Source organism: Polaribacter porphyrae (assembly GCF_002954685.1).
GTDB classification, from domain to species: domain Bacteria; phylum Bacteroidota; class Bacteroidia; order Flavobacteriales; family Flavobacteriaceae; genus Polaribacter; species Polaribacter porphyrae.
This window is the reverse complement of sequence record NZ_MSCN01000001.1, coordinates 3790863-3814269: the sequence shown is the minus strand read 5'-3', so window position 1 is coordinate 3814269 and position 23407 is coordinate 3790863. Positions and strand designations below refer to the sequence as shown.

The 23407-nt window shown below is 27.3% G+C and carries 22 protein-coding genes and 1 tRNA gene; 12 read left to right on the top strand and 11 right to left on the bottom strand.

Features of this window, described 5'->3' with window-relative positions:
• The first annotated feature begins 8 nt into the window (after nucleotides 1-8).
• Nucleotides 9-560 (top strand): thioredoxin family protein, encoded by a 552-nt coding sequence (locus BTO18_RS17000; protein ID WP_105017376.1) that lies wholly within the window; start codon nucleotides 9-11, stop codon nucleotides 558-560.
• 10 nt (nucleotides 561-570) lie between these two features.
• Here BTO18_RS17000 and BTO18_RS16995 read toward each other — a convergent pair whose 3' ends face one another.
• From BTO18_RS16995 to surE, 5 genes are read right to left on the bottom strand one after another with little or no spacing between them, the layout of a single operon-like run.
• On the bottom strand, nucleotides 571-2583 hold the full coding sequence (locus BTO18_RS16995) for a ComEC/Rec2 family competence protein (protein ID WP_105017375.1): 2013 nt from the start codon (nucleotides 2581-2583) through the stop codon (nucleotides 571-573).
• Nucleotides 2584-2613: 30 nt separating this feature from the next.
• The gene (locus tag BTO18_RS16990; protein WP_105017374.1) at nucleotides 2614-3087 is read right to left on the bottom strand and encodes a C40 family peptidase; all 474 of its coding nucleotides are present in this window, start codon (nucleotides 3085-3087) and stop codon (nucleotides 2614-2616) included.
• Between the two features lie 4 nt (nucleotides 3088-3091).
• Nucleotides 3092-4204, bottom strand: coding sequence for a lipid-A-disaccharide synthase (gene lpxB, locus BTO18_RS16985; protein WP_105017373.1), 1113 nt, complete (start codon nucleotides 4202-4204; stop codon nucleotides 3092-3094).
• Nucleotides 4204-4491, bottom strand: coding sequence for a hypothetical protein (locus BTO18_RS16980; protein WP_105017372.1), 288 nt, complete (start codon nucleotides 4489-4491; stop codon nucleotides 4204-4206). The genes lpxB and BTO18_RS16980 overlap by 1 nt, the downstream gene beginning before the upstream one ends.
• Complete coding sequence (surE, locus tag BTO18_RS16975; RefSeq protein ID WP_105017371.1) at nucleotides 4479-5249, bottom strand: 5'/3'-nucleotidase SurE; 771 nt, start codon at nucleotides 5247-5249, stop codon at nucleotides 4479-4481. Before surE ends, BTO18_RS16980 begins: the two co-directional genes overlap by 13 nt.
• Before the next feature lie 201 nt (nucleotides 5250-5450).
• Here surE and BTO18_RS16970 point away from each other — a divergent pair, with 201 nt between their 5' ends.
• The 5 genes from BTO18_RS16970 (at nucleotide 5451) to BTO18_RS16950 (ending at nucleotide 10024) form a co-directional block, all read left to right on the top strand.
• Complete coding sequence (locus tag BTO18_RS16970; RefSeq protein WP_105017370.1) at nucleotides 5451-5963, top strand: hypothetical protein; 513 nt, start codon at nucleotides 5451-5453, stop codon at nucleotides 5961-5963.
• A gap of 74 nt (nucleotides 5964-6037) precedes the next feature.
• Nucleotides 6038-8176, top strand: coding sequence for a carboxy terminal-processing peptidase (locus BTO18_RS16965; protein WP_105017369.1), 2139 nt, complete (start codon nucleotides 6038-6040; stop codon nucleotides 8174-8176).
• 43 nt (nucleotides 8177-8219) lie between these two features.
• The gene (locus BTO18_RS16960) at nucleotides 8220-8447 is read left to right on the top strand and encodes a hypothetical protein (protein ID WP_105017368.1); all 228 of its coding nucleotides are present in this window, start codon (nucleotides 8220-8222) and stop codon (nucleotides 8445-8447) included.
• Entirely contained in the window at nucleotides 8448-9587 is a 1140-nt protein-coding gene (locus BTO18_RS16955) for a hypothetical protein (RefSeq protein WP_105017367.1), read from the top strand.
• A gap of 2 nt (nucleotides 9588-9589) precedes the next feature.
• Nucleotides 9590-10024, top strand: a complete 435-nt coding sequence (locus BTO18_RS16950; protein ID WP_105017366.1) for an acyl-CoA thioesterase — start codon at nucleotides 9590-9592, stop codon at nucleotides 10022-10024.
• A 39-nt stretch (nucleotides 10025-10063) separates the two neighbouring features.
• Here BTO18_RS16950 and BTO18_RS16945 read toward each other — a convergent pair.
• A tRNA-Leu gene (locus BTO18_RS16945) sits at nucleotides 10064-10145 on the bottom strand.
• Nucleotides 10146-10237: 92 nt separating this feature from the next.
• Here BTO18_RS16945 and BTO18_RS16940 point away from each other — a divergent pair.
• Both BTO18_RS16940 and BTO18_RS16935 read left to right on the top strand, forming a co-directional pair.
• A complete protein-coding gene (locus tag BTO18_RS16940) occupies nucleotides 10238-11656 on the top strand; it encodes a dipeptidase (protein ID WP_105017365.1) in 1419 nt (472 codons plus the stop codon).
• Between the two features lie 104 nt (nucleotides 11657-11760).
• Nucleotides 11761-12954, top strand: a complete 1194-nt coding sequence (locus BTO18_RS16935) for an OmpA family protein (protein WP_105017364.1) — start codon at nucleotides 11761-11763, stop codon at nucleotides 12952-12954.
• Nucleotides 12955-13007: 53 nt separating this feature from the next.
• On the opposite strand, the gene BTO18_RS16930 is transcribed toward BTO18_RS16935, so the two are convergent.
• The 5 genes from BTO18_RS16930 to BTO18_RS16910 form a co-directional block, all read right to left on the bottom strand.
• Nucleotides 13008-13655 carry a DUF2490 domain-containing protein gene (locus tag BTO18_RS16930; protein WP_105017363.1) on the bottom strand — a complete coding sequence of 216 codons (648 nt, stop codon included), beginning with the start codon at nucleotides 13653-13655 and terminating at the stop codon, nucleotides 13008-13010.
• Entirely contained in the window at nucleotides 13655-14227 is a 573-nt protein-coding gene (locus BTO18_RS16925) for a hypothetical protein (protein ID WP_105017362.1), read from the bottom strand. Before BTO18_RS16925 ends, BTO18_RS16930 begins: the two co-directional genes overlap by 1 nt.
• A gap of 11 nt (nucleotides 14228-14238) precedes the next feature.
• Complete coding sequence (locus BTO18_RS16920) at nucleotides 14239-16599, bottom strand: tetratricopeptide repeat protein (protein WP_105017361.1); 2361 nt, start codon at nucleotides 16597-16599, stop codon at nucleotides 14239-14241.
• Complete coding sequence (locus BTO18_RS16915) at nucleotides 16599-17771, bottom strand: AAA family ATPase (RefSeq protein ID WP_105017360.1); 1173 nt, start codon at nucleotides 17769-17771, stop codon at nucleotides 16599-16601. Before BTO18_RS16915 ends, BTO18_RS16920 begins: the two co-directional genes overlap by 1 nt.
• Nucleotides 17772-17885: 114 nt before the next feature.
• Nucleotides 17886-18512 carry a peptidylprolyl isomerase gene (locus tag BTO18_RS16910; protein ID WP_105017359.1) on the bottom strand — a complete coding sequence of 209 codons (627 nt, stop codon included), beginning with the start codon at nucleotides 18510-18512 and terminating at the stop codon, nucleotides 17886-17888.
• A gap of 108 nt (nucleotides 18513-18620) precedes the next feature.
• On the opposite strand from BTO18_RS16910, the gene BTO18_RS16905 reads away from it, so the two are divergent.
• The 4 genes from BTO18_RS16905 to BTO18_RS16890 all read left to right on the top strand — a co-directional run bounded on the left by BTO18_RS16905 (nucleotide 18621) and on the right by BTO18_RS16890 (nucleotide 23149).
• Nucleotides 18621-18992, top strand: coding sequence for a BlaI/MecI/CopY family transcriptional regulator (locus BTO18_RS16905; protein ID WP_105017358.1), 372 nt, complete (start codon nucleotides 18621-18623; stop codon nucleotides 18990-18992).
• Nucleotides 18989-21580, top strand: coding sequence for a M56 family metallopeptidase (locus BTO18_RS16900; protein ID WP_105017357.1), 2592 nt, complete (start codon nucleotides 18989-18991; stop codon nucleotides 21578-21580). Before BTO18_RS16905 ends, BTO18_RS16900 begins: the two co-directional genes overlap by 4 nt.
• A 23-nt stretch (nucleotides 21581-21603) precedes the next feature.
• Entirely contained in the window at nucleotides 21604-21936 is a 333-nt protein-coding gene (locus tag BTO18_RS16895; protein ID WP_105017356.1) for a hypothetical protein, read from the top strand.
• A 112-nt stretch (nucleotides 21937-22048) separates the two neighbouring features.
• Nucleotides 22049-23149, top strand: a complete 1101-nt coding sequence (locus BTO18_RS16890; protein WP_105017355.1) for a DUF4407 domain-containing protein — start codon at nucleotides 22049-22051, stop codon at nucleotides 23147-23149.
• The last annotated feature ends 258 nt before the right edge of the window (nucleotides 23150-23407 follow it).

The following is a 23407-nucleotide window of genomic DNA, read 5'->3' as shown; positions in this document are numbered from 1 at the left end:
AAATAAATATGAAAAAAACATTATTATCACTTATACTTATTGCATTTTTTGGTATATCACTAAATGCACAAAAAATCAATTGGCTTACTTTAAATAAGGCTTTAGAGCTTCAGAAAACTAATCCAAAAAAGATAATGGTTGATGTCTATACAAATTGGTGTGGCCCTTGTAAAATGTTAGATAAACAAACTTTTCAAAACAAAGATGTTGCTAAATATGTAAATGAAAACTTTTATGCTGTAAAGTTTAATGGCGAAGGCAATGAAACTATTACTTATAAAGAAAATAAATTTAGCAATCCTAACTATGATCCTTCTAAAGCGAAAAGAAGAAATAGCCCTCATCAGTTTGCAGATTATTTAGGTTTAAGAGGTTATCCGACTATTGCTTTTTTTGATGAAGATGCTAATTTTTTATATCCTCTAACAGGTTTCTACAAACCAAATCAGCTTGAATTTTATTTAAAATTATTTGTAGCTGACAAGCACAAAGAACTAAAAACGAAAGAGCAGTTTCAGGAATATTATAATAGTTTTAAGCCAGAGTTTAAAGTGAAGTAATTTAATCCAATCAATATTTAAAAGCTCCATCTTCTCCTGTATAATGAAATGGAGTTTTTTGTTTTTTGGCTATTTCTTGCCATCTTTTCACATAACTTTTATAGTTAGAACCATCTGCAACAATTTTTTTAGGTTGAATGGTTTTTATCATTCTCTCTAAATTGATTTTAGGTGAATATTGTAAAATAACTATTGATGATTTAACATTGTTAAGTTGATATACACCTAGACTATCAATAACTAAAATGTTTTCATTTTTAAATCTATAAATATTTTGATGTTGTCTTTTGTAAGATTGATGGACATTTTCGTCAATTCTATAAGATTGAATAGCATTTAGTTTTACTATTTTTGGTGTATCAATATCGTGTAAAATCAATTGATTTTTACCAAATCTTTGACCCAATATTGAACTACGGCTTTTATGAAAAACAATAAATTCTTCTACAGAATTCCTTTGATGATTTTCATATAAAACTACACTTTGTACTATCACAAATGCTACAAGAAAATACAGTAATCTTTTAGCTGTTTTTTTGATGAAGAAAGAAATACTAAAAATGATGAGCACATACAATGAAATCAGCATTAAAAAAGAAAGTGAAATCTCTGAAAATAAAAACTGTTCTTGTTTAGAAATCCAAGCTATAAAATTATTCATGGTAGCAATTACAAATCCATAAGCACTAGCTAAAAATTGTGGTAAAAACCCAATTAAGGATAAAGAAATAATTACAATTCCACCAATTAAAATAGCCGATAAAAAAGGAATAATAAATAAATTAGCAAGAAAAAATAAACCTGGAAATTGATGAAAATAATACAAACTTAATGGCAAAACACCAATTTGAGCGGCACAAGAAACACATATAATTTCCCAAGCTTTTTTATCTATAAAAAAACGAGATTTGTAGAGTTGATGTATGCTTGGATACACCCAAATAATACCAAACACAGCTAAATAACTTAATTGAAAACCAATATCAAACAAAAACATAGGTTTACAAATCAAAAGTAAAAACATTGATGAAATTAATGAAAACTCATTTACTTTTTTCTTTTTAAAACTAGCCCCTAAAGCAATAAAAGTAAACATGGTAACAGCCCTAACTACAGAAGCAGAAAGCCCAGCAATAAAAGCGAAACTCCATAATAAGATTATAATAAGAATTGCCTTAAAAACCTTGCCATATTTTATTCTTTCTAAAGGTTTAAGAAGTTGAGTTAAAATCAACAAAATAATACCAACATGTAAACCTGAAACTGCCAAAATATGAATCGCTCCTGCCTTTGAGTAATTAGAGATTAATTCTTTAGAAGCTTCTTGTCTTTGCCCTAATAATAAAGCATTTATTATGGCAAATTCATCTTTTGAAAACCGATGTTCTTGTAAAGATAATTGTATCTTGCTTCTAAATTTTGCTGATAATCCAGACAAAGAAAAACCGTTATTGTTTATCCTTTTAAATTCATTTGATTGAATATATATTTGTTGATATATCCCTCTCTTTTTCAAATACAATTTATAATCAAATTGATGAGGATTTAACGATTTAGGCACTTCACTAAAATTTGTTTTTAAGAATATAAACTCATCAACTTGCAAAGGTTTTTTTATGCTATCTTTTGCTACGTTTAATAAAACTTTACCTCTCGTTTTTTGTTGATTTATTTGTCTGACTTCTACTTCATATTTATAATGATAATTCCCTGTTTTTAATACTTTATTAACCTGTAGAACAAGAACATTATTATCGCTTGAAAAATTTTGGTAGTAATCTTTATAATTTGAATCATTATTGATGTAAACACTAGATATACCAATGAAAAAGAAAATAATAAAAGCTAGAATTGTTCTTATAATTTTTTTACTAGTCAGTAATAAAACTGATATAAGTAATACAACTAATACTAGTAGTTCTAAAAATCCAAAATGCCAAAATTGAAAAGAAAATTGGGTGTAAATTCCTAAAATAAGATATACCACAAAGTGGAGAGGTAAGTAGTTTTGTAACCTTTTCATAGCGAAATAAAGTTACAAAAAAATACAATACTAAAGTACTTTAGTTGCTTTTACATAAGATTTATACCAATATTTTTCTGATAAAGAAGATATTATAACACCTCTAGAAGTTGTAGAGTGTATAAATCTAATCTGCCCTTTTTTAGTAGAAACAATCAAACCAACATGATTAATTCTTCTACTATTTTTATCTGTTTTAAAAAATAACAAGTCACCTTTTTGAGCTTTTTTTAAAGAAATTTTAGTTCCTTTTTTTGCCATATCTCTAGAAACTCTTGGCAATGAAAAGTTCTCTTGACCAAATGCCACATATATAACTCCAGAACAATCCATACCTCTTCTAGTAGTGCCTCCAAACTTGTATTTAACACCTTTGTATCTTAAAGCATTTGCCACAATTTTATCTGCCTTTGTAATAGATTTATTAGAAGAGACTACTTTTTTAGATGAAGAACAAGACAATATTAATACTGAAAAAAAGATACAAAACAGTGTTCTTTTCATCAATTTAAGTGTTTAAATTTTCGATAATTAATTTAGCCGTTTTTTCTGAAGCTCCTTTACCTCCTAATTTTTTTTCTAAATCGAAATAGGCTAAAAACAATTCTTGACGATGTTTATCGTCTAAAATTTTAGTCAATTCTTTTTTTAGATTTGATCTGGTAAAATCATTCTGAATTAACTCTGTTACCACTTGTTTATCCATAATTAAATTAACAAGTGAAATGTATTTTAAAGTAATAATTCTCTTCGCTATTTGGTATGATATAAAACCTCCTTTATAACAAACAACTTGAGGTATTTTAAACAGTGATGTTTCTAAAGTTGCAGTACCTGAAGCGACTAAAGCTGCTGTTGATATGGATAGTAAATCATATGTCTCATTATTAATAAAACGAACAGATGCATTGCCAATAATTTGTTTGTAAAAAGAAAAATCTTGGCTTGGTGCACCTGCAATGACAAAAGTATAATCAGAAAAATCTTGTGCTAAAGATACCATCACAGATAGCATTTTGGTAATTTCTTGCTTTCTACTTCCTGGTAATAAAGCAATAATAGGCTTAATACCTAAATTATGTTCTTTTCTAAATTTTTCATCATCAACAAGTGTTCTATCTGCAATTGCATCAATTAAAGGATGTCCTACAAAATCAACATTATAATTGTATTTTTTATAGAATTCTTTTTCAAAAGGCAGTATTACAAACATTTTATCAATATCTCTTTTAATACCTTTAACTCTACTTGCTCTACTCGCCCAAACTTGTGGAGAAATATAATAATTAGTTCTAAAGCCTTGTTGTTTTGCCCATTTTGCAACTCGTAAATTAAAACCAGAATTATCAATAAAAACGATGACATCTGGTTGAAATTGTTCTATATCTTTTTTACAAAATTTAATAAATACTAAAACCTTATTCAGGTTTTTAATCACTTCAAAAAAGCCCATAAAAGCTCTTTCTTTATAATGACTTACTAAAGTACCACCAACAGCTTTCATTAAATCTCCACCCCAAAAACGAATAGTTGCATCAGCATCATTTTTAAATAAGGCTTTCATTAAATTTGAACCATGTAAATCTCCAGAAGCTTCACCAGCAATAATGTAGTACTTCATTAGAAAAATTTTAAAATTAACGTGGTTAAAGCTATAACAATTGTTGTTAATAAGACTCCTCTAGCTCTATAATCTTGTTTCTTTTTAATAAAAACAAAAAACACAAATAAGTTTGGTATGGCTGCAATAGATAGTACTTTACCATATAAATCTCCTTCTTTTATAAGTTGTAAAGTTTCTGTAAAACCTACTTTAGAAAAATATTCTATATAGATAAATCCACCAGCAAGAGTTGCAATAATTGAAATTAAAATTCCAAAAAATATTTCTTTATTTATAGCTCCCAAGAATTCAGTTTTTGAATCATATGATGTGCAGTTAAATCAAACTGAACTGGTACAATTGAAACATATCCATTTTCTAATGCGTAAACATCAGTATCTTGACCTTTATCTTTATTTACAAACTCGCCAGAAAGCCAATAATATTCTTTTCCAAAAGGACTTTTTCGTTTATCGAAATCTTCTTTCCAAACCCCCATTGCTTGTCTACAAATTTTAGTTCCTTTAATTTCTTCTTTCTTTAAATTTGGGATATTTACGTTCAATACAACTCCTTCAGGCAATCCATTTAATAATGTATTTAATGTAATATTTTTTACAAAATCTTCACAAGGCTTAAAATCTGCATGCCATTTAAAATCTAACAATGAAAAACCAATTGCAGGTATGCCTTCTATACCAGCTTCTATAGCTGCACTCATTGTACCAGAATAAATGACATTTATTGATGAATTAGGTCCATGATTAATACCAGAAACACACAAATCTGGTTTTTTATTTAAAATCTCACTCACAGCCATTTTAACACAATCTGCAGGTGTACCAGAACAAGTATATTCTAATTGAGGCCCATCATCAATAGTTATAGGATTACAAGTCAAAACATTATCAACGGTAATAGCATGCCCCATTCCACTTTGAGGGCTATCTGGTGCAACAACAACAACTTCGCCAATCTTATTCATTATTCGTATTAAAGCCCTGATACCTGGTGCAGTAATTCCATCATCATTTGTAACTAAAATTAAAGGTTTTTCTTGCATAATTAGATGTAAAGTTTGCGATTTAAAATTCAGAATTAAAAGTTAATTTCATCATATTTTTAACTTTTAAGTTCAAATTTTTAAATCTTGAATTTCTATAACAAATGTAATCGATTTTAATCATTTTCTTTTTAACATTTTGTAAAGAATAATCCAGTTGATTTTTGAGTATTATTGTATAACTTAAAATACTGTTGTACAATGCGTTTTATTTTCTATTTGATAGCATATTTAATGCTATTTTTTTCATCGATTCTAAAAGCTCAAACTACGCAAAAACAACCTTGTTCTGGTGAAAAATATAGTCAATTCGATTTTTGGCAAGGATCTTGGAAAGTGTATGATACCAAAGGAAAGTTAATAGGTACTAACAAATTGATAAAGATGCAAAGCAACTGTGTAATGCAAGAAAACTGGGAATCTAAAACCAGTTCAAATAAAGGTACTAGTTATAATTATTACAACAAAACAGATGATTCATGGAATCAAGTTTGGGTAGATAATACCGGGTTTTCTTTAGTATTAATAGGTAATTTAATTGATGGTAAAATGGTTTTAAAGAGTGAGTTAATCAAAACTAAAAAAGGAAACTATTATAATAGAGTAATTTGGTCTAAAAACACAGATGGTTCTGTAACTCAAGTTTGGGATTATTTAAATGAAAAAGGTAAAGTAATTTCCGAAGCATTTAGAGGCATTTACAAAAAAAGTTAATAAAATTTTTGGCACTATTTTAGCAGTTTAGTAAACAGAAGTAATTAGTAAAATAAAATAACGACACTAGATATATGAAGACGAATTTAAGAATTAGTACATTTTTTTTAGCATTTATAGTATTTATAAATACCATTTCTGTAAATGCAAATGAAAAAAATAATTATATAGATCCAGATCCAGAAAAGGATAAAGTATTAATCTATGTTTTAAAAAATATTTTAACACGTGGGCATTTTGTGGTTAAAGATATGAATGATGATTTTTCTGAATTGGTGTTTAATGGCTTTGTTGATGGTTTAGACCCTAGCAAACGCTATTTTACCCAAGAAGATATTAAAGAATTTTCTCAATATAAATATCAAATTGATAATCAACTTTTACAAGATGATTTAACATTTTATAATCTAGTTTATGGACGGTTTTTAGACAAAATTAAAAATGCAAAATCATTTTATGGTGATTTGCTAGCACAACCTTTCAATTTTAAAAAGAACGAAAGCATTGATTTAGACTACGATAAAATGCCATTTGCAAAAAATGATAATCAATTAATAGATTATTGGAGAAAGCAACTAAAATTACAAACCTTAAGCAGAATTCAAGAACAAACAGATATACAAGAAGACAAACTAAAAAAAGATAAGAACTTTAAAACGAAGTCATTTAAAACTCTAGAAAAAGAAGCAAGAGCAGAAGTGTTAAAAAACATGGAAGAATTGTACATAAGAATTGAAGAGCTTGAGCATGATGATTGGTTTTCTACGTTTTTAAACTCTGTAGTTGGTGCTTTTGATCCACATACAACCTATATGGATCCTAGTATTAAAGAACGTTTTGATCAAACCATGTCTGGTAAATTAGAGGGTATAGGTGCTCGTTTGCAAAAAAAAGGAATTTACACCCATGTTTTTGAACTTGTGGCTGGTGGACCAGCGTCAAAACAAGGAGAATTAGAACCAGGAGATATTATTTTAAAAGTAGCACAAGCAGATGAAGAACCTCTAGATATAGTTGGGATGCGTTTAGATGATGCTATAAAATTTATAAAAGGAAAAAAAGGAACAGAAGTAAGACTTACTGTTAAGAAAAAATTAGATGGTTCTATAAAAGTAATTTCAATTATTAGAGATGTAGTTCAATTAGATGAAACTTTTGTAAAATCTAGTATCGTAGAAAAAGAAGGTAAAAAATATGCCATTATAGATTTACCAAGTTTTTACATTGATTTTTCTGATAATAATTACAGAGATTCTGCAAAAGACATGGAAAAGGAAATTGAAAGACTAAAGGCTGAAGGTGTTTCTGGTTTAATTGTAGATTTAAGAAATAATGGTGGTGGTTCTTTAAAAACTGCTATTGAAATATCTGGTTTGTTTATTGACAAAGGACCAATAGTACAAGTTAAGTATAGAGGAGAAAGCCCAATTGTAAAAAGCGATATTGACCCAAAAGTACAATGGGATAAATCTGTAGTAGTTTTAGTAAATGAGTTTTCTGCATCTGCATCAGAGATATTCGCGGCTGCCATGCAAGATTATAAAAGAGCTGTTATTTTAGGTGGAAACCAAACCTATGGAAAAGGAACTGTACAGAATATACTACCTATAAACCAATTTTATCCAAAGTATAAAAAAGATTTAGGTTTCTTAAAAATGACCATTCAAAAATTCTACAGGGTAAATGGTGGTTCAACCCAAAAAGAAGGTGTGTATTCTGATGTTGCTATGCCAAGTAGGTATAGTTATATGAAATTTGGTGAGCGTGATTTAGATGGTGCTTTAGCATGGGATAAAGTTGCTCAAGCAAATTACTCACAAACTAATACGTATTCAAATTTTGCTGATGTAGTTTACAATAGCAAAGAAAGAATTGCCAATGATAAAAACTTTAAATTGGTAAACGAATATGCAAAATGGTTAAAGAAAAATCAAGATGACTCCACATACTCTTTAAACTATAAAAAGTTTTTTAAAGAAAATAATGAGAAAGACAAAGAAGCAGAAAAATTTAAATCTGTTTTTGATTATAAATCTAGTTTAACGTTTAAATCACCTAAATATGAAGTTTCACTTTTTAACAATAATCAAGACTTAAAAGATAAAAGAGTGGCTTGGCATAAAAACTTATCTAAAGACATGTATATTTCTGAAGCTTTAAATGTTTTAAATGAATTAAAACTGAAAGAAAAAACAGAAATTGTAAAGAATTAACTTTTTTCTTTTATAAAAAAATCATAACTTCATCAATAAATTAATGAATATCAAAAACAGCATCTTAAATTTTATAGGATTATTTACTATTGTTTTCGTAATTACAAGTATAATTAGGAAAATTAACAGGAAAACCGAAACTAAAATTATCTCTGAAAATGCTTTAAAAGTAATTAGTGACAAACATAAAGCAGAAAAAATAAGAGAATCTATTGAGCAATATCATAAAAATAATAAGTGGGACGAAACGAAAATAAATACTTATTTATAAATGGAAGTTACAATAGGCTTCATAAGTATTTTCATAAGTATTATAATACCAGGTCTTCTTTTTAGAAGATTTTTTTATTTTGGGGAATTCTCAAAGCAATTCAGTACTAAAGAAACAGTATACCAATCAATATTTTATAGTATAATTCCTGGAATTGTAATACAAATTACGGGAGGTGTTTTGTATTTTATACTTCGAAATACAAATCTTCAAGTAAGTTCAATATATATTATCTATACTGATATTTTAAACGGAAATATTATTTTAAACGCAAACACTACAAAGTTCATGAATTCAAACTTTGTGTACTTTTTAATACACATATTTAACACTTATGTTCTTTCTATATTATTGGGAGTTATAACTTCAAAACTCATAAGATATTTCAAGTTAGATATTAAAAATAAAATTTTTAGATTTAAAAATCAATGGTATTATATATTTAGTGGCGAGATTCTCCAAATGAAAAAATTTAAATCCACCATAAACTTTACTGGTAATCTATATGGAGAAAAGAACTCGATAACCTCTACTACTTATGCTGATATTCTAATCGAAACTTCTTCAGGTATAAGAGAACTTTATACCGGTTTCGTAATAGATTATGATTTAAATAATCAAGATATAAGTATTCTTGAAAGAATTTATTTAAAGAATACTATTCGATACAAAAAAACAATTAATAATAAAAAAGGAAAAAATAAAACAAAAACTAAAAAAGTAGAGATCCCAGGAGAAATATTTATTTTAAGTGGTAAAGATATAATAAATATAAACTTAACTTATTTACCCAAAACTAAAGACTTGGTTCCCAGTTGGTATGACAAAAAACAAAAAATATACAAGAAGGTCTTAAATATATTTTCAATTTCAATCTTTTTAATTTTACCTCTAGTTTTCATTATTAAGAAAGATTACATAATAAATTTTTCAGATTTGTTATTTTCTTCTAACCTCAAACCTGAAAATTTCAATTTTTTGACAAGACTTTTAACTTATATTATCTTTACACAATTTCTATCTCTTTTTCTACCTAACAAAACTGAAACTAAACTTACCTACAAATTAAGATTTTTTCTTTTTAAACTATTGATTTTTATAATTTTAATACTTATTTATTATTTCATTTTTTATTTTTAAATATGTCATTTATAATTTGCTTTAACACAAAATGGTCTGATTTTGATCCAAACAGACACATGCGCCATACAGCATACAATGAATATGCTGCAGAAGTAAGAATACGTTATTTTGCTGCACAAAACTTTTCAATTGATGAATTTACCAAACATAATATTGGTCCTATTCTATTTGAAGAATACACATCTTTTAGAAAAGAAATTCATTTAGGTGAAAACATAAGTGTGAATTTGAAGTTATCAGGACTTTCAAAAAATAATAAACGCTGGAAAATTACTCATGAAGTTTTTAACCAAACTGGGCAATTATCAGCAATCATAAAAGTATATGGTGCTTGGATAGATTTAACCAAGCGTAAATTAACCACCCCTCCAAAAGAAGCCAACCACTTATTTTTAAATGCTGATAAAACAGATGATTTTAAAGATATTACTTAAATAAAAAAGCTTCTCAATTTCTTGAAAAGCTTTTAAAAGTACAGGCGGAGAGACTCGAACTCTCACACCTCGCGGCACTAGATCCTAAGTCTAGCGTGTCTACCAATTCCACCACGCCTGCATTTTGGTTTGCAAATATAAACAATCAATAGAAAATACAAAGTGCTTCAGTATTATTTTTCTATTTTTGATTTAAGATTAAAACGCTAAAAAATGAATAATATAAAATCATATTTAAAAGAGAACAAAAAACAATTCTTACATGAATTAATAGAACTTTTAAAAATCCCTTCTATAAGTGCAGATTCTGCTTATAAAAAAGAGGTTTTAAACACTGCTGATTTTATTTTAAAAAGTTTAAAAAAAGCTGGATGTAGTCACGTTGAATTGTGTGAGACTCCAGGTTACCCAATAGTTTATGGAGAAAAAATAATTGATAAAAATTTACCAACTATTTTGGTTTATGGTCATTATGATGTTCAACCAGCTGATCCAATAGATTTATGGCACTCCCCTCCTTTTGAACCTATAATTAAAGAAACAGAAATTCATCCAGATGGAGCAATTTTTGCAAGAGGAGCTTGTGATGATAAAGGGCAAATGTATATGCACGTTAAAGCATTAGAATATATGACATCTACTGGTAATTTACCTTGTAATGTTAAGTTTATGATTGAAGGTGAAGAAGAAATTGGATCTGAAAGCTTATCTTGGTTTGTACCTCGAAATAAAGAAAAGTTAGCCAATGATGTGATTCTAATTTCTGATACAGGAATGATTGCAAATGACATTCCATCAATAACAACAGGTTTACGTGGTTTAAGCTATGTAGAAGTAGAAGTTACTGGACCTAATAGAGATTTGCACTCTGGTTTATATGGAGGTGCTGTAGCGAATCCTATCAATATTTTAACCAAAATGATAGCTTCTTTGCATGATGAAAATAATCATATTACTATTCCTAGTTTTTATGATAAAGTTGAAGATTTATCCATAGAAGAAAGAGTTGAAATGGCAAAAGCACCATTTTCTTTAGAAGAATACCAATCTGCTTTAGATATTAATGATGTTTATGGTGAAAAAGGATACTCTACAAACGAAAGAAATTCAATTCGTCCAACATTAGATGTCAATGGAATTTGGGGAGGTTACACAGGTGAAGGAGCAAAAACGGTTATAGCAAGCAAAGCTTATGCAAAAATTTCTATGCGTTTGGTACCTAATCAAGATTGGAAAGAAATAACAGAATTATTTAAGAATCACTTTGAAAGCATTGCACCAAAATCTGTAAAAGTAAAAGTTACCCCACATCATGGAGGCCAAGGCTATGTAACACCAATAGATACTATCGCATATAAAGCTGCTAGTAAAGCTTATGAAACTACTTTTGGTAAAACTCCTATTCCTCAAAGAAGTGGAGGTAGTATTCCAATAGTTTCTTTATTTGAAAAAGAGCTAAAAAGTAAGACTATATTAATGGGGTTTGGTTTAAATTCTGATGCGATTCATTCTCCGAATGAACATTTTGGAGTTTGGAACTACCTAAAAGGAATAGAAACTATACCTTATTTCTATAAATATTTTACTGAATTATATATCTTAGAACTTAATACCAAAAGATTTAACTATTAAAATGAACAATTGAACGAAGATTAATAACACTTTACAAATTATTCAAGGATAAGTTAAAATAATTCTTAAATTTGCATATCATTAATAAAAAAAATCATTGGGGGATGAAAATTTTAAAAAATACTTTATTATCAACTGCATTGTTATTTATGACATTTTGTATCAATGCGCAAGAATACAACAAATGGTCATTAGATTTCGGACTAGGAGTGCATGATGTAATATATCCATTAAGCCCTGGCTTAAGGACTAGTTCACCAGGTTTTGGACAAGTAAATCTAGGAATTAGACATATGTTTAATGATAAATTTGGATTAAGGCTTGGTTTGGGTTACCAAGAATTTAGCGAAGCAGATGGCACACAAGCATTTAAATCTAATTACTACAGAACTTCTATTGAAGCTGTTGTAAACGCAGGTAATATTTTAAAGTTTGGTAATTGGACAGAAAGATTCAACTTATTAATGTATGGAGGTACTGGTTTTTCAATGCTAAAGGTTATCTCACCAACAGCTGTTGATGATCCTATGTTAAACTTTATTTTTGGTTTCACACCACAGTATAAACTATCTAACAGAATTTCTTTATTTGCAGATGTTTCAACAATTTTTCATCATTTTCAACATAATACTTATGATGGAGCAATAAGCCCAGGTTTAAAACAAACTAATGTAAGTTTATATAATATTTCTTTAGGTGTTAATGTTTCTCTAGGTAACAAAAGAGCTAATGCAGATTTCTGGAGAGAAGAGTTAGAAGATGATGCCCTAATTGACACTGAATTAGAATCTTTGAAAAATCGTTTAGCGACAGCTGAAAAAGAAATTGCAGCACTTAAAGATAATACTTCGTCTCCTAATAAGGAATTAATAATGACAGAGCTAGATAACAGATATGTTAAAAAAGAAGATTTAAAATCTAATAAATACGCAAGTACAGTTACTGCTTCTAATGTTGATTTTATAAAAGAATTATTAAATAGAGGCTATGTAAATGTTTATTTTGATTTAAATAAAACTAGAATTCAAAAAGAATCTTTACATGCTGTAAACTATATTAAACAATTTATGATGGATAATCCTTATGTAAGAGCTTCTTTAATTGGTTTCACTGATGAAACAGGAAAAGAGGGTTATAACAAAGATTTATCTATAAAAAGAGCCAAAATGGTATATGATGTTCTTGTTTCTGCTGGAATTAGCCCAGGAAGATTATCTTATGGAGGTGTTGGAGAAGACAAATCTATGGGTAAAGAAGCTAGACAATTGGCTAGAAAAGTTGCTTTTAGAATAGAGTAATATTATTAAACAAAATATTTTAAACCGCTAACTTTTTTAAGTTAGCGGTTTTTTTATAAAGAAATATACCAAGTTACTCTGAACCAAATATCATTTTCAATTGGGTTATTTATTGTATTTCCAATTCTGTAATCTAGCCCAAATTCAATTCTATCTTTTTTTGATGCTCTATAACCTAAATAAGGTGTCAATCTGATTTCTAAATCTTCGAAATCATATAAATATTCATTTCCTAATTTTATATAAAATTCTTTCACGTCCGTTTTTTCTCCATTTAATGGTTTTTCAAAACTTACTCTGTATCTTGTTCTGAAGGTGGTTTGCTTATTCGATTGATAAAACTGTTCAAACGCAAAACGTTGTCCCATTTTTAAACTGGAAAACTGATTTACAAAATTATAGTGCTGAAAAGTTCTGTGTATCGTTTCTTCATTTCTAAATCGTAAAATATAGCCAAAATTAAAAGATTGATTTAAGTCTGTTTTGAAAGATAATATTGATGAAATATCCACCAAGCTATGTGTAAACTGATATTCTTCATCATAAAAAATAGTTCTAGATTCAAGACTATTTACCCATTTTATTTGGTTTGATAGTTTTTTTGATAGTACAACTTTTGGTAAAAAACCTGCATCAAAATTCTTTTGACTAAAGACAATTAATGATGTAAAAAAGAAAAATATTAATAGATATGTTTTCATTAAAATTCAAGATTTAAAGAATTACTAGATTTGAATTTTAATTCCTTTAAAAAATTTCCTTTCTCATCAAAAGTCATTTCATATAATGCATGCTGCTTATCTTTTTTACCTTTTACAATAATTTCGTAAAAAACTCTTACTTTAATTTGATCTCTAGATATATTCTGAAAAACCTTATTAACTTCACTTTTTAATCCTTTATATTGAATTTGAATTTTCTTAAACTTAAATTTTTTAAATCTTTTCGAAATCTCTTTTTTAAGTTTTTGTTGAACTTCTTTGCTTAATTCTTGTAAACGAACTTTCTTTTCAACATCAATTAAATTCCCTTGTTCATTAAACTCAATACTATAGAAATATTTTAAATGACATGTTTTTGCTTCGAAAGATTTACCATCATTACTTTCTTCTACATACCATTTTATTTTGTTTTTAAAATTGATATTATTTATAAAATCTATAGAATTTTGAGGTGCTTCATTTTGTTTTATTCTGTATTCCTTTTCAAATTTTTGTTGAGAAGTTGCTAATCCAGAAAAAATCAACAATAAAATTAAAAGTATTTTTTTCATATAAAATCTATCTAAATGTTACTATTCTGTATTATTTCTACAATCTTTTTTGCAGGTTCTCTAATTTCTAAAGCTTTGCTATTTAAATAACCTTCTGTATCTTTCTCTAAAATTGCTTTGATAGCTACATAATAAGGAGCTAGAATAATATCAAAATCATTTTCTTTAAGAATTTCTAACAACCATTTTCCAAAGCCTTGTTTTAAGGTTACACCTGCAAAACGAAACCAATCATCTTGAGTGTTTGTTGGTAATTTATTATTTATAATATTTAATGCTTTTAATAAAAATTCTGATGCTGTTCCTTGGTTCTTTTTATAGAGTTCAAATAGAGATTTATTTAGCCAATAAGAATCCTTTAAATCTTTATTTATAATTAAAGTACTAAATAGTTCTTCTGCCTCTTTTTGTTTATTCATTTTATCTCTATACAGAAAAACTAAATTATATTTTACACTATAAATTTCTGTATCATTAATTTGTAATGCTATCTTATATGCTTTTTCAGACTTACTATATTCTCTTAAATAATCTTGGTACAAATTACCCAAAACATTGAAAAGACTACTTGTTCGAGTACCTAAATCAATAGCTTTTAAAAATGCTTTTTCTGCTTTAGCATATTCATATAAATTATACAGGTAATTTATACCGATATTAATATAAGTCATTCCATTATTTCGATTAATATTGATAGCTTTTTCCAAACATTCCTTTGCTTTTTCTCCATTTCCTTCATTAGTGTAAATAATACCTAGGTTATTCCAAGTTGCATCAATATTATTATCTAATTCACTACTTTTGATAAAAGCAATTTTTGCCTTTTCTATTTCTCCTTTTTCGTGATAAAAGTACCCTAATCTAAACCAGTTAAAATAATTTTCTGCATCATTTTTTATTTTTTCCAAATACTCTTCTTCTATCCTAGAAATCTTATTTCCTTTGTTTTTATTTGATATTTGGGTTATATATTTTCCAAAATCTTCAAAAACTATTGGATTCGTTTTAGCCTGCTCTCTTATATCTATATCACAAGAATCATAAAGTTTTCTCTTCAACTCCTCATCAGTAGTTACTTCAGCTAAAGCTAACTTGTATGTAATTTGATTTACATTTTTACTCTTTAAACTAATACTTTTTTTAGCCACATCATTAATATCATCTCCATAAAAAGTCTCTAAAAATTTAGACAAGCAATAGAGTTCTTTTTTCTGTCTTCTGCTACTTCTTCGCATTAAAAACCAAATGTTAAAAAAACGTTCACTTATTTGATATGCATTTCCTTTGGCTTTATAGGCATCTAATTTTTCTAACCAACCTAATTCTACTAATCTTTTTAATTGTGGAGAAAGTTGCCCATTGCTTAATTTAGTTTCGTTTCTTAATTGTTCTAAATTTATAGGATCCCAATTTAAAGCAACAGCATCTACAATTATTTGCAGTTGTGTAGATAATTCCTCAAAACGTGCTTTATATAAAGGAGTAATTTCATCAAGCAAAGCTTCTAAATCGTCATTTATTTCTTTAGAAAAACCTTTTACAATTATTTTAAACAACATTACTGCTGTTCTTGGATTTCCTCCCGTTAATTGATGTATGGTTTTTAGTCTTGCAATTTCGTCATGAATGTTATCTAAAACCTCTTTTGCATTGGTTAATCTGGCTAAATTATTTAACACTTCAATTAACTCTTGGAATGTTAACTTTTTTAAATGACTTACCTGAAAAGCATCATAAAAAGGTGCTTCATAATTAAAAGTTTCTTCAATCTCTACTGCACTTGCACCAACAACTATTGGAGCTTTGTTTTCCATTAACCAAGAACGTAAAGTATGTTGTTCGCTTTTATCCAATCTATCAAAAACAAAGTTCATATTATCAATCAACAATACAGGTCGTAACTTTAATTGTTGAGACATTTTAATCAAAAACTGATAAGCACTTCTTGCTAAATCATCTTCATCAGAAATGGTTTGTAGTTCTTTTATTTTTGAGTCAATTAACTTTACTTCTTCAGTTTTTTGTTCAACCTCTAGAGCATCAGCCATAGCATCTAAACTATTTAACCAAAATTCTGATAATTTGTTTAAGTTATATTGTTCTTCTGGAAAAAGTAGAGGAATAAATTTAGAGGCTTCTTTTCTGAATTCCACCTCAATTCTTTTCAGCAAAGTGCTTTTACCCATTCCTCTTTGCCCAATAACTAAATAATGTTGAGGAATACTATTTGGAGTTTCTTTATTAATTTTTTTAATTAAAAATTCAAAAAACTTTTGCCTTACCACAAACAAACGTTCAACAGTATCATCATCTAATCTTTGTGGATTGTAAACGCCTAACTGACTTAAAGTGATGTATTTTTCTTTATCCATTATTTCACAAATCTATTAAACCAAAAATCTCTTAAAAGCGGAGATCTAAATGCATATTTACTTTTAATCTCTATAAGATAGCCATCATTTTTTAGCATATATAAAAGTTTGCTTACTATTTCTTCTGTTTTATCAGTATCATTTATATTCGTATTTAAGTAAGAAAAAATTGTTTTTCTAGAAGCTCCTTTTTTATTTTCTGATAATTTTTTAAGCAACTTACGTGCATAATTCTCATAAAGATTATACTCTTTTAACCTTTCTTCCCAAGTATTCAAATACCTCTGACTAATTAATTTACCATAAGCTTCATCTATTGTTTTTGTTGATGTTGGTTTTTCATCAACTTGAATAAGTTGTAAAAATTCTGAATATAACACCTGAATAAAATAAGGCAACAACCAACCAATTTTATTTAACATATAGTTGATAGTATCATCAGGCAAAGAAATATTATCAGATTTTGAAAGTTCTATAATTAAGTTTTTTGCAGTCTCATTTTTAAATTCGTCTATTTGATATGGCTTTACATCATTAAAAGTGTAACTTAAATTATATTGACTCAAAAAATTATCTATACCTATAGAACTACAAAATATCCATCGTATTTTTGTGCCACTTGTTTGTCTAAAACTACGTAACCAGTTTAAAAAGAATTCTACATCTTTTCTTCCTTTTTCAGTATCGTTTTCAATAAAGCTATTCAGTAAAACTGTTAATTCATCAACCATAATTAAAGTTTCTTTATTATGGTTTAGTAATTTTTTTAATTGATCATATACATCTGCTTTATTCGATTTCCATTCAAAAGAAGTTTTAACACCTTCAAACTCTACAGTTGGCTTTAAACTTTCTAAAATTTGAGATACTTTTTTATTTGAGTCATCTTTTAGTTTGCTCCACCAACTTTGACTGGTAATTTTCTCAACAAAAATTTTAACAAAACCCTCTTCTGTTTTTATTTCTTCAAGATTGATTTCTAAAACATTCCAATCTTTTCTTTTAGCCTTGTTTAAAATCTTTTTCGCAAGTGAAGATTTACCAACTCTTCTTGGTGCAGATAAAATTAATGAGTTTCCTTTTTGAATATGATTCCAAGCGAAAATTAATTCTTTTTCTCTACCGAAAAAATCCTTCCCTTCTACTGGTGGTCCTGTTATATTTCTTATCATAGTTAATTATTTTAACAAAACAAATATATATACAAAGTTACATATATGCAAATTTGTATATATAATTAAAAATTAAGTTAATTAATTGTGACTAATAAAATATTTAGTAAGAAATTATTTTAGAATATATGCTTTAATAATATAATCAACCTTTGGGTAATTCTCTTTTAAATATGCATTTCCCCCTTTAGCAATTTCTCCTTGTTTTCTGCCCAATTTATCTCCATAACCATCATAAAATTTCATTACATTTTCTTCTCCTTTTATAACTTTAGCTATCACAGGGAATCCTGTTACTCCAGAATAAGCTAATTTATCTAATCTATAATTATCTTTAAGGTTGATAAATATTTGATTAGATCTCGTGTTTACTCCTCCTCTTGCAAAAGAAATGGTCATTTTTGCGTTTTTTTCAGTTACAGGTTCATCTTTAATTCCTCTTTTTTGCCAAGCATTGTTGATTAAAGTATCATTATGAATCCCAAATTGTGCCACAAAATTAGGTACTACTCTAAATATGGCAACGTCTTGATAATATTCATTTTTTATCAACTGATACAATCTATCTACACCATTTGGAGACCATTCTCTAACTGCTTCAATATCAAAATTACCTTGTGTAGTTTCAAAGCGTGCTTTAAAAGTTTCTGGTGCTTGTTTCTCTAACCATTTTTCTTTAAACTTTTTTGTAGCACAAGATGACAGCAAAACCACCAAACTCAATAAAATTATTTTCTTCATTTATTTTAATTTATAAATACAAAAATAGTTAAATCTGAAATAAACTTTCACTCTACATTTGTAGAATTAAAATTTTTATTCTATGTTTGTAGAGTAAAATATAATTCTATGCAGTTATCAAAAACAGAAGAACAATTAATGCAATATTTATGGAAACGTAAAAAAGCTTTTTTAAAAGATTTATTAGAAGATTTTCCTGAACCTAAACCAGCAACAACAACAGTTGCAACACTATTAAAAAGAATAAAGGATAAAGGTTTTATTGACTATAAATTATTTGGAAAATCAAGAGAATACTACCCAATTATTAAAAAATCTGATTATTTCTCTAATCATGTAAATGGATTGATTAAAAACTTCTTTAATGATTCTGCTAGCCAATTTGCATCTTTTTTTACTAAAGAAACCAACTTAACTACAAAAGAATTGGAAGAATTAAAAAAAGTAATTGATAATCAAATAAAAAAGCAACAAAGATGATTATTTACTTATTAAAATCTACAGCCTGTTTAGCTTTTTTACTTGCATTTTATCATTTTATATTAGAAAAAGAGAAGATGCATATTTTTAATCGCTTTTACCTATTAGGCAGTCTTTTATTCTCATTTATTGCTCCCTTAATCATTTTTAAAACGATTGTTCCTGTTGAAAAACTTGAATCTGTTATGTATTTTACAGAACCTACCAATATTAATCATACTCAATATACACTTGTTGAAAATTCATTTGACTATACTCAATTAGCTATTATAGCATACTCTTTTATCGCTTTAATATTCTTGTTTAGGTTTACAAGAAACATTTACATTATAGTTGATAAAATCAAAAGAAATAAAAAAATTTCTTACAAAAGTGCAGTTTTGGTTTTAGTAGAAGATAAAATTCTACCTCATACTTTTTGGAATTATATTTTTATAAATAAAAGGGATTATGAGACAGAAAATATAGAACAAGAACTATTTACACACGAACTGTCTCATGCTTCACAAAAACACACATTTGATGTGCTATTTATAGAATTTTTACAAGCAGTTTTTTGGATAAATCCTCTTTTTATTTTTCTTAAAAAAGCGATACAGCTAAATCATGAGTATCTAGCAGACGAAACCGTAATTAATCAACATAAAAACGTATTCCAATATCAGCATTTATTAGTAAATAAAGCCGCTTGGAAAAACGAATATTACTTGGCCAGTAATTTAAATTATTTAGTAACTAAAAAAAGATTAAAAATGATGACAACAAAAAGTTCACCGACAAAAATCTTACTAAAAAAACTGGCGGTAATTCCGTTATTAGCAGGATTTATTTTCCTCTTTGCAGAAAGAGTTGAAGCACAAGAAGTTATAATTGAAGAAAAGGAAGAACCTATATATGAAAAGGGTTCAAATAATCAATTAGATTATTCAAAAGATGAGTTATATAAAGAATATGTTTATAATAAAGGGCATTTTACTTTTAAAGATAAAAACGGTAAAAAAGTTTTAAAAAAATACAATGAGTTGACAGATGAAGAAAAGAAAAAATTAATTCCTCCTCCGCCTTTAAAATCAAGAAAGAAAGTCCCAAATAAAAAATTAATTGAAGATTTAAAAAATAGTAAAAAATATGCTCTTTGGATTGATGGAAAAGTAGTAAAAAATAGGACTTTGGTTAATTATTCTAATTCTGATTTTTCTGATTATTATGTAAGTTTTACACATAAAAATGCCAGAAGCAAAAAGTTTCCTCAAGAATATCAAGCAAATTTATCTACTCATAAATATTTTAAAAAACAAAATAAAAAGAGAGTAGATAATTTTCTAAAATACTTAAAAGAAAAACACAACATTGAAGAAATTAAAGAGCAAGTAAAACCAAAAATAATCGAGATTAAAGAAAAGAAAAAGTATAATACTCCTAGTAGTAATGGTTCTAAACAGCATATTACAAAAAAACTATCAAAAGTTAATTTTAAAAATTTAAATACTAAAGTTAATACAGGTTTTAAGAGAATTAACGGAACTGTATTTTACTTTGTAACTATAAATGATAAAACCCAATACTATAATAAAGAAGGAAAATTATCAAACAAAAACGGAATCCAAATTTCAACTAAAAAAGCAAATGCAAGTGAAATAGTCCCAGAAATCTACGTCAAAAAAGTATATCATAAAGGAAGTATTTTTTGCGAGTTTATTGATGATAAACCAAAATCTCATATTAAAAATGATGATAATGTAAGGGAAATGATGAAAGAATTAGGAGAACAACATGGTTTAAAATCATATATAGATTTAAATAAAGAATATGAAAATAAAAGAAACAAAAAACCTCATTTTGTAAAAAGTTCTAAAAAAAGGCAACAAGAATTAAACGAAATATTCTCAAAGCTTGGCAGTATGTATTTTAATCTTTCAAAAGAAAGTAAAAGAAAAGCTAAAAGACCAATTCATCCGTTTAAACCTTATGTACGTCTTAAAAAAAATGGAGAGATTTTTTATAAACTAAAAGAAGATTTAACTGAAGATGATAAAATGTTATTGCCTCCAAGACCTCTTATGTCAAATGCAAGTGATAAAGAAAAAAAGAAATTTCTTAAAGAACTTGAAAAATGGGAAGTAAGAACAGGCAAAATACCTCATGGTAATAATCAAACTTTAAAGTTAATTGAAAAACTAGCTAAAAAAGATGCAAAATTCTATTTTGAAAACAAGCATATATCTGCTTTTAAAGCTTTGAAACTAGCAGAGAACTATAAAATAAGAGTTGAGTCAGAAAGCACAAACAATGGTAATTATATTGCAACCCTTTATAAAAATAATGATAAGAAATTAAAACAAAAAAAGACTGCAGAAAATGAACAAGAACAACAAAAAAGAAACCAACTAGATTTAATTATTGATATGGCTAAAAACGATGCCCTATTTTATTATGAAAAACAGGTTATCAGTTCTGATAAAGCCATTGAACTTCTAAAAAAGAATAAGAATTTAAATGTCCATTCAGAAGTTACAGATTTTAATAGCTATAAAGTTTGGATATCAAAAAAAAGAAAATCTGAATCAAAATTAAAAAATAAATATTAACAAAACGTTTAAAATTTTAAATTATGAAAACAACAAAAAATCTATTATCAATTATTGCGTGTTTATTTTTAATGAACTGCTCTACTAAAGAAGAAAATGAGGTAATAATGAATTCTAAAAATGAGAATTTAGAAGAAATCTTTGAAGAAAAAAAGTCAAATGCTAACGAAATTATAGAGCAAGACGTAAAATTAGTCTTTGAAAATAGCAAAAACCAATTAAGGTCAAACATCGATAAAAAAACTTTAGAGGAACTTGAAGAGATTGTGGAAGAAGGAACTAAAATCTCTGGAGGAATAATAGAACAAAAAGAAGCCTTAATTGAAATAAAAGAAATCGTTAGTAAAAAGAACTAATATTTAGAAAAAATAATCTTATAAAACCTTGAATTTAAATACTAATTCAAGGTTTTATAATGTAACAAAATCAATTTTAAAGCGTTGTATTTAAAGAAATAAATACAAAACTGTGCTCAAAAAATTTTTCCTTACCTGTTCTGGAGTAGATAAAAACTTAATTAATGAATGTTCTAACGGTGAACAAAACAAATATGTAGGTATTGGTGCCACTGTATTTTTTACAGCAGTTATGGCAACCATTGCAGGTTCTTATGCTTTATATACTGTTTTCGATAATAAATATGCAGCTATTTTCTTTGGATTAATTTGGGGCTTGCTAATCTTTAATTTAGATAGATTTATAGTTTCTACTATAAAAAAATCTGATTCAAAACTAAAAGAAGTATTACAAGCCACTCCTAGAATTATTCTAGCGATTATCATTGCTGTGGTTATTTCTAAACCTTTAGAACTAAAATTATTTGAGAAGGAAATCAATCAAGTTTTATTGACCAAGAAAAACCAGATGACTTTGGATAATAAAACACAAATTGCACAACAATTTACACCAGAAGTTGCAAAAATTAATTCAGAAATTGAAGTATTAAAACAAGAGATTGTAACTAAAGAAACAGAAACTAATGCTTTATATCAAACTTATATCTCTGAAGCAGAAGGCACAGCAGGAACAAAAAAACTAGGAAAAGGACCTGTTTATGAAGAAAAAAGAGCAAAACATGATGCTTCTTTATTAGCCTTAAACAAACTGGAAATAGATAATTCAGAAAAAATAAAAAACAAAGAAACTGCAATTGCTACTTTAGTTGAAAAACAAAAGTCAGCAGAAACAAAATCGCAACCCATTATTTCGAATTTTGATGGTTTAATGGCAAGAATAAATGCTTTGGGAGAATTGCCATTCTTTACTTCATTCTTTATTTTCTTGTTGTTTTTAGCAATTGAAACTTCACCAATTATTGCAAAATTATTAGCTCCAAAAGGCGAATATGATTTTAAATTAGAAGAAAAAGAATCTGCCATAAAAACTTGGGCAACTCAACAAATGCAGCAAAGAGAACAAATGTTGCAAGCCGATATTTCCATAGACAATAAAGTATATAAAGATATTACTGCTGATGAAGAACTTTTCAATTATAAACAAAAAATGGCAAGAGAATTGATGAAGTTACAAGCTGATTCGTTTTATAAGAAACAACAGAAAATGCTTTAAAAATAATAGGTTTACAATAAGTAATTGTTTTTCAAACAAGTTTAGCCCAGATTGAATGGCATGTTTGAGCTCTTTTTGAGGTACGAAAAAAAGCGAGTAATGAAAGCTGGAAATGGCTTCTAAAAAATACAGAAACAAATTGCTTAAAACAAAAAAAGCGTCCCAAAACTGGGAAGCTTTCCATTGGTTAACAAAACCATAACACTTTTACGAAAGTGTCAAAACAACACAACTATTATCACTCTAACAAAAAGTGAT